At 68.9% G+C, this 6,000-nt stretch carries 6 protein-coding genes; all 6 read left to right on the forward strand.

Features of this window, described 5'->3' with window-relative positions; genetic code table 11:
* Positions 1 to 73 precede the first annotated feature (73 nt).
* The 6 genes from DN412_RS17200 (at position 74) to DN412_RS17225 (ending at position 5,767) form a co-directional block, all read left to right on the forward strand.
* Complete coding sequence (locus tag DN412_RS17200; RefSeq protein ID WP_115212733.1) at positions 74 to 1,795, forward strand: proline--tRNA ligase; 1,722 nt, start codon at positions 74 to 76, stop codon at positions 1,793 to 1,795.
* A gap of 5 nt (positions 1,796 to 1,800) precedes the next feature.
* Positions 1,801 to 2,544 (forward strand): lytic transglycosylase domain-containing protein, encoded by a 744-nt coding sequence (locus tag DN412_RS17205; protein WP_115212734.1) that lies wholly within the window; start codon positions 1,801 to 1,803, stop codon positions 2,542 to 2,544.
* Complete coding sequence (locus tag DN412_RS17210) at positions 2,541 to 3,449, forward strand: 2OG-Fe(II) oxygenase (RefSeq protein WP_115212735.1); 909 nt, start codon at positions 2,541 to 2,543, stop codon at positions 3,447 to 3,449. The genes DN412_RS17205 and DN412_RS17210 overlap by 4 nt, the downstream gene beginning before the upstream one ends.
* Positions 3,413 to 4,276: an AraC family transcriptional regulator gene (locus tag DN412_RS17215; protein ID WP_115212736.1), complete on the forward strand. Its 864-nt coding sequence runs from the start codon at positions 3,413 to 3,415 to the stop codon at positions 4,274 to 4,276. Before DN412_RS17210 ends, DN412_RS17215 begins: the two co-directional genes overlap by 37 nt.
* Before the next feature lie 83 nt (positions 4,277 to 4,359).
* Positions 4,360 to 5,025 (forward strand): LysE family translocator, encoded by a 666-nt coding sequence (locus DN412_RS17220; protein WP_115212737.1) that lies wholly within the window; start codon positions 4,360 to 4,362, stop codon positions 5,023 to 5,025.
* 118 nt (positions 5,026 to 5,143) lie between these two features.
* Complete coding sequence (locus DN412_RS17225) at positions 5,144 to 5,767, forward strand: LysE family translocator (RefSeq protein ID WP_115212738.1); 624 nt, start codon at positions 5,144 to 5,146, stop codon at positions 5,765 to 5,767.
* Positions 5,768 to 6,000: the final 233 nt, after the last annotated feature.

Raw genomic sequence — 6,000 nt, forward strand, 5'->3', positions numbered from 1 at the left:
CAGTGCCGCCGGCCCCCCCGGATTCCGCCGGGACGGATTTTTCCGACCTCAGCGGCCCAGAGAGAAATTACGGATGAAAGCCTCGCAATTCTTCATTTCCACCCTCAAGGAAGCGCCCGCCGACGCGGAAATTGTTTCGCACAAGCTGATGATGCGCGCCGGCATGATCAAGAAGCTGGGTGCCGGCATCTACAACTACATGCCGATCGGGCTGCGCGTGATCCGCAAGGTGGAGAACATCGTCCGCGAGGAAATGAACCGGGCCGGCGCGGTGGAGCTGGCCATGCCGGTGATCCAGCCGGCCGAGCTGTGGCAGGAAACCGGCCGCTGGGACAAGATGGGCCCCGAGCTGCTGCGCCTGAAGGACCGCCATGAGCGCGACTTCGCGGTCCAGCCGACCTCGGAAGAGGTGGTGACCGACATCGCCCGCTCGGAAATCCGCAGCTACAAGCAACTGCCGGTCAATTTCTACCAGATCCAGACCAAGTTCCGCGACGAGCGCCGGCCGCGCTTCGGCATCATGCGCGGGCGCGAGTTCACCATGAAGGATGCCTATTCCTTCGACCGCGACACCGACGGTCTGCGCAAGTCGTACGAGAACATGTACGACGCTTACGTGCGCATCTTTCGCCGCTTTGGCCTGGAATTCCGCGCCGTGGCGGCCGACAACGGCGCCATCGGCGGTTCCGGCTCGCATGAATTCCACGTGATCGCCGACACCGGCGAAGACGCCATCGTCTACTGCCCGACCTCGGACTACGCCGCCAACATGGAGGCCGCCGAGGCGCTGCCGCTGGTGGCCGAGCGCCCCGCGCCCAAGGATGACCTGGTCAAGACCTTCACCCCGGAAAAGGTCAAGTGCGAGCAGGTGGCGGAATTCCTGAACATCCCGCTGGAGCGCAACGTCAAGTCCATCGTGCTGGCCAAGGACACCGAAGTCGGCGCCGAGATCTGGCTGCTGCTGATCCGCGCCGACCACGAACTGAACGAGGTCAAGGCGTCCAAGGTGCCGGGCCTGGCCGACTTCCGCTTTGCCACCGAGAACGAGATCGTCGACGCCTTCGGCTCGCCGCCGGGCTACCTGGGCCCGATCGGCATGAAGAAGCCGGTCAAGGTGGTGGCCGACCGCACCGTCGCCAACATGAGTGACTTCGTCTGCGGCGCCAACTACCGCGACTACCACTACACCGGCGTCAACTGGGGCCGCGACCTGCCCGAGCCGGTCGTCGCCGACCTGCGCAACGTGGTCGCCGGCGACGCCTCGCCGGACGGCCAGGGCACGCTGGAAATCTGCCGCGGCATCGAGGTGGGCCACGTGTTCATGCTCGGCACCCGCTATTCCGAGTCCATGAACGCCACCTTCCTGGATGAGAACGGCAAGACCCAGCCGATGCAGATGGGCTGCTATGGCATTGGCGTCACCCGTATCCTGGGTGCGGCGATCGAACAGAACTTCGACGAGCGCGGCATCATCTGGCCGGCCGCGATCGCCCCGTTCGCGGTGGTGATCTGCCCGGTCGGCTACGACCGTTCCGAAGCCGTCAAGGCCGAGGCCGACCGCATCCACGCGGAGCTGGTCGCCGCCGGCGTGGACGTCATCCTGGACGACCGCGGCGAGCGCCCGGGCGTGATGTTTGCCGACTGGGAGCTGATCGGCGTGCCGCACCGCGTGGTGGTGGGCGACCGCGGCCTGAAGGAAGGCAAGGTCGAGTACCAGGGCCGGCGCGACGCGCAGGCCACCGCCGTCAGCGTGGCCGACGTGGTCGGCCACGTGCGCAGCCAGCTGGCGAACTGAGCCCCATGCGCGCCGCCCGCGGCATAGCCGACGCCGCCCGCCGCTTGGGCGCAGGGCTGCTGCTGGCCCTGGCGGCCATGGCAGCCCACGCCGGCGCGCAAAAGGAAGAAGACCTGGCCGATTCCGTGCGCGGCGCGCTGGCCGCCGCCATTGCCGATGACCGGCCCGCGCGGCCGGTGTTTGCGTCCGGCGGCGAGCGCCTGGCCTACCTGAAATGGCTGGGCGAGATGTCCACCCGCCTGGCCTCGCGCATCCCCGAGCCGCAGATGCGCGTGGAACTGATCGAGGTGGCCTACTACGAGGCCAAGCGCGCCGGGCTGGAGCCCGCGCTGGTGCTGGGCCTGGTCCAGGTCGAGAGCAACTTCCGCAAGTACGCGATCAGCTCGGCCGGTGCGCGCGGCCTGATGCAGGTGATGCCGTTCTGGGTGCGCACCATCGGCGACAGCGACGCGCGCAAGCTCTTCCACCTGCAGAGCAACCTGCGCTACGGCTGCACCATCCTGCGCTACTACCTCGACCGCGAGCAGGGCGACCTGTACCTGGCCCTGGGCCGCTACAACGGCAGCCGCGGCCGCCCCGAGTACCCCAACGCCGTGCTGGCGGCGTGGAAGCGCTGGCAGTATTCCGAAGCCACCGTCACCGTGGCCGGCGAACCCGAGATCGCGCCGCCGCGCCCGCGCGCGCCGGTGGCGGAGCCGCCTGCCCGCAACCCGTTCTCGCCGCAACGCGTCGCAGCCAATCCGTCATGATCCGCGAAGCATCCGTTGCCGGCAGCAGGGCCGGCTACACCGAATCCTCGCCCGAACTCGAACAATGGCTGGCCCGGCATATCGCGCAGGGCTTTGCTGCCGATGCGCTGGTGCTGTCGATGCTGCGCTCGGGCTATGACGATGCCTTCGCGCGCCAGGCCGTGGCCGCGGCGTTTGCACCTGGCGCCGATGACCCCACGCCGGCTCAGCCGGCCCGGCCCGCACGGGCCCGCTCCGCCTCCGCAGCAGCAGCCGACGCGCCCGCGGTCTACGCGGCCGATGGCGGCGACCGGCAGGTCCCGATCCTGTTCCGGCTGGCGTCGCCGCAGGTCCGGCTGTTCCAGCAATTGCTGACCGATGACGAGTGCGATGCCCTGGTGGCGCTGTCGCGCGGCCGGCTGGCGCGCTCGCCGGTGGTCAACCCCGACACCGGCGACGAGAACCTGATCGACGCCCGCACCAGCATGGGCGCGATGTTCCAGGTGGCCGAGCATGCCCTGATCGGGCGCATCGAGGCCCGCATCGCCGCGGTCACCGGCGTGCCGGCCGAGCACGGCGAAGGGCTGCAGATCCTCAACTACAAGCCCGGCGGCGAGTACCAGCCGCACTTCGACTACTTCAACCCTCAGCGCCCCGGCGAGGCGCGGCAGCTGTCCGTCGGCGGGCAGCGCATCGCCACCCTGGTGATCTACCTGAACACGCCGGAGGCGGGCGGCGCCACCGCGTTCCCGCGCGTGGGGCTTGAGGTGGCGCCGGTCAAGGGCAACGCGGTGTACTTCAGCTACCTGCTGCCCGACGGCACGCTGGACGACCGTACCCTGCACGCGGGCCTGCCGGTGGCCTCCGGCGAGAAGTGGATCGCTACCAAATGGCTGCGCGAACGCCCGTACCGGAGCGAGCGCTGAGCCGCCCCACGGCCGCGCCTGCCGCCGCCCGCTGGTGGGCCGATCCCGCGCTGCCGTTTGCCGAAAGCCGGCGCGCCAGCCACAGCAGCGCCAGCTACCTGCCGCATGCCCATCCCACCCTGTCGGTCGGCGCCGTCGACAGCGGCACCAGCCGCTTTGCCTGCGGCGACGATGCGGCGCTGATCGGGCCCGGCGCGGTGGTGGTGATCCCGGCGGGCCAGGTGCATGCCTGCAATCCGGTGCCGGACGGGCGCTGGAGCTACCAGATGCTGCATTTCGATCCAGCGTGGGTCGCCACCGTGCTGGATGAGGACGGCGCGGCACGGACCGGGCTGCCCGCGTGCGTGACGGAGTCGCTGCCGGTCTATCGGCTGGTCTGCGGGCTGAACCGCACGCTGTTCTCGGCCGCGGACGGCGTCGAGAAAGAGGCCGCGCTGGTTGCCTTCATCGGCGACCTGCATGCTGCCATGAATACCGGCGCAGCCACGCGGACAATGCCGGCGCCCGCTGCCGTATCCGCACGGGTGGCGCAGCTGCGCGAGCTGCTGCGCGCGCGCCACGCCGAACGGCTGCCGCTGGCCGAACTGGCGCGCGCCTGCGGCCTGAGCCGCTACCACCTGATCCGTGCCTTCCGCGCCGAGACCGGCATGACGCCGCACGCCTACCAGCTCGACCTTCGCATCCAGCACGGCCGCCGCCTGCTGCGGCAGGGTGCGGCGCTGGCGGAGGTGGCGCTGGCATTGGGCTTTGCCGACCAGAGCCACTTCCAGCGCGCCTTCAAGCAGCGCGTGGCCATGACGCCGCGCGGCTACCAGCGCGCTGCCTGACCCGGCCTGCCGCCACCGCAACTTTCTACAAGACCGCTCACATCCCGGCGCACGACACTGCGGGCTCTTCACGGAGGGTCGGCATGGACATGGTGGCTTTTGAACTCGGCGCGCGGGCGCTGCCCTGGCAGCAGTTCGTCATGGTGGCCGGCGCGCATGCGCTGGCGCTGCTCAGCCCGGGGCCGGATTTTTTCCTGGTGGTGCGCAGCGCGCTGGTGCACGGGCCGCGGCGCGCCAGCGGCGTATGCCTGGGCATCGCGCTCGGCAATGGCGTCTTTATCGGCCTGGCGCTGGCCGGGTTTGCCGCGATGCGCGACTATCCGCTGCTGTTCGCGGCATTGCAGTGGGCGGGCTGCGCTTACCTGGTGTGGCTGGGCTGGCGGCTGCTGCGCGCCAGCGGCGCGTTGACCATTCCCGCGGCCGACGCCGCCGCACGCGCCGCGCCCGCGCCGTGGCTCACCCAGCTGGCCAGCGGCTTCCTTTCCGCCGTCCTGAATCCCAAGAACGGGCTGTTCTATGCCAGCCTGTTCTCGGTGCTGGCCGCCAGCCGCACGCCTGCCGCGGTGCAACTTGCCTACGGCGCATGGATGTTTGCCGTGGTACTGGGCTGGGACCTGCTGGTGGCGTATGGCATCGGGCATCCGGCGGTGGCGGCGCGCTTCGGGCGCTCGGTGCGGTGGGTGGAGCGCATAACCGGCGCGGTGCTGTGGCTGCTCGCGTTTGCCGTCGCTTGGCACGCGCTGCGCTGAACCAGCCAGCAGGCCTGGCCCGTATCGGCATAAATCGAAAAAATTGTACCGGTACTGTACTGCAAACTGACCGTAGACTGATTTCCCTGAAAGCATCTGAACGCCCCTGGAGTCAGTCATGGAAGTGTCCCAATTCGCCGCCGGAACCGGTGTCTTTGCCGCGTTTGCCGGCTTTGCGCTGGTGTCGTCGATCACCCCCGGTCCCAACAACACGATGCTGCTCGCTTCGGGCGTGAACTTCGGCTTCGTGCGCACGTTGCCGCACCTGCTCGGCGTCAGCATCGGCTTTGCGTTGATGGTGGGGCTGGTCGGGCTGGGGCTGGGATCGCTGTTCCACGCCTTCCCGTGGACCTGGCAGATGCTGCGCGTGGTGGCGACGGTCTACCTGGTGTGGCTGGCATGGAAGCTGGCCACCGCCGGCGGCGTGCAGGACCAGCAGGTGAAGCGGCCGATGGGCTTCTGGGCCGCGGCGGCGTTCCAGTGGGTCAATCCCAAGGCGTGGGTGATGGCGGTGGGCGCATGCAGCACCTACGTGCTGCACGGCAACCTGTGGCTCAACGTACTGCTGCTGGCGGGGATCTTCGGGGTGGTCAACCTGCCGAGCGTGGCGATGTGGGCGTTGTGCGGCTCGGCGCTGCGGCGCTGGCTGGCGCGCCCGAAGGTGCTGCGCGCCTTCAATATCGGCATGGCCGTGCTGCTGCTGGCCTCGCTGTGGCCGATTTTGGCGCCGCACCAGGCGTAGCCAATGGGGTTGCTCCCCTCTCCCGCCTGCGGGAGAGGGGCGGGGGAGAGGGCCGGACTCTCCACGAAGTGAGGGCCGTCGCTCTTGCAAGCGCCGGCCCTCTCCCCCAACCCCTCTCCCATAAATGCTTGCCTTTACCCACATCTCGATAGGAAAGGTTGTAAACCGGATTGGACGGTGTTAACTTCGGGTGAAGTTGACAATCAGTGGTGGCAATTTTGCCTGATACGGAA

Origin of the sequence: Cupriavidus lacunae (assembly GCF_003353055.1) — a bacterium.
Lineage (GTDB): Bacteria > Pseudomonadota > Gammaproteobacteria > Burkholderiales > Burkholderiaceae > Cupriavidus > Cupriavidus lacunae.